Raw genomic sequence first — 1,393 nt, 5'->3', positions numbered from 1 at the left:
AAAATCGGTCGTTTAATCTTACATATTATGGATTATCGTGTGTTGTTGCATTTATTCTTGCAATTTAAGGGGGAAAATTAAATGAGCGAATGGCGGAATTTTCAGTTGACAAATACAACATGTTTTGCAACGATTTGATCAATTGATTTAACGCCTTCGGTTTCAGATATTTTTCACATTCGAGCAGTTTGATCCACTGCTGCTGTTGCTCCGTTAATTCGGTCATGGTGATAGACCGATGGGAGGAACTCTGGAAGCCGACTTGATTTAATTGGCAACTGCCCGACTGATTAAGTACTTCTTCCGGAGATGACGAAGATCCTAATTTCCTCAGCATCATCTTCATCGTATTCATGAGCAAGTAGGCTAAGACGCATACGCTTACGTGAGCTTTTACCCGTTTGGGGCGTGTCAGATGGATCGGACGCAAAGCAAGCTGCGATTTCATTTCACGAAAAGCTTCCTCAATTTTGTTTTTTTCTCGGTATTTTTGAATGACCTGTGCTTGCGACATAGTTGCTTCGTTGGTAATAAAGCAGGTCATTCCATCCAATCTCCTGATGTCTGCTTCTTTCGCTTTATCGATCTCGGCAGACAATTGGAACGAATGGACTGTACGTGTTTTACCGTCTTTTTTCAGTACTTGCAATTCAATTGGCGTGATGGTTACATTCAGCAGCGATTTCAGTTTTCGTTTGTTGAGTATTTGCTTAACCTCTCTCTCGATCGTTTCCCTGTTCCGTGACTTTTGCGCAGCGGAAAGACTGGCGTTTTTCTGTTCGACCCAAGCCAAGGCTTGTGCAATTCGTTTGTCCCGTGATGCGATATCCTCAAAAAACCGGGAAACGTCAAATGAGAAGACAAATCGCCGCTCCCCAACTTGCCCTTCGCGTGTGAAAAAGAACTGGTTTTCGTCGGTAGGCTGAAATTCGTGAAGCGCCAGCATTTGCTCATAATCGTCTTTGGATGCGGGTTCCGGTACGAATTGATGAAATAACGGGTGGCACGCCATTTCATCTTGATCCATAGCGGACAAATAGGTGAATCCCTGCTCTTCCAGAAGATCCAGATGATCGCTGGACACCATCCCCCGGTCGAAGACGAGATGACATTTGGTCAGACCGAATCGGCTTTTCAATTCGTTCACCAAGCTAGGCAACGTTGTAATATCCTGCGTATTGCCTTCAAGTACTTTCCAATAAAAAGGGGAACCTTGCGGCGTAACCATCAAGGCAATTACAATTTGTTGCAAGTCGGGACGATGATCACGGGAGTAGCCCAGTTTCGCAATGACGCATTGGCTGCCTTCCATGTAGGTGGAAGTGATGTCATAGAAAAATCCTTCTCCTGCTGAAGGGTCGATTCGCTGAAGTTGTTGGTAAAGGTGATTCTG

At 44.7% G+C, this 1,393-nt stretch carries 1 protein-coding gene; it reads right to left on the bottom strand.

Annotation, left to right across the window (positions count from 1 at the left end):
* Positions 1–64 precede the first annotated feature (64 nt).
* Positions 65–1,393: IS1634 family transposase (locus tag ACFO8Q_RS06910; RefSeq protein ID WP_380025001.1), on the bottom strand; the 1,329-nt coding region annotated here is incomplete at its 5' end.

The sequence above is a fragment of the Effusibacillus consociatus genome (genome assembly GCF_042652925.1).
GTDB classification, from domain to species: domain Bacteria; phylum Bacillota; class Bacilli; order Tumebacillales; family Effusibacillaceae; genus Effusibacillus; species Effusibacillus consociatus.
The sequence above is the reverse complement of the archived record's forward strand: the minus strand, read 5'-3'. Positions and strand labels throughout refer to the sequence as shown.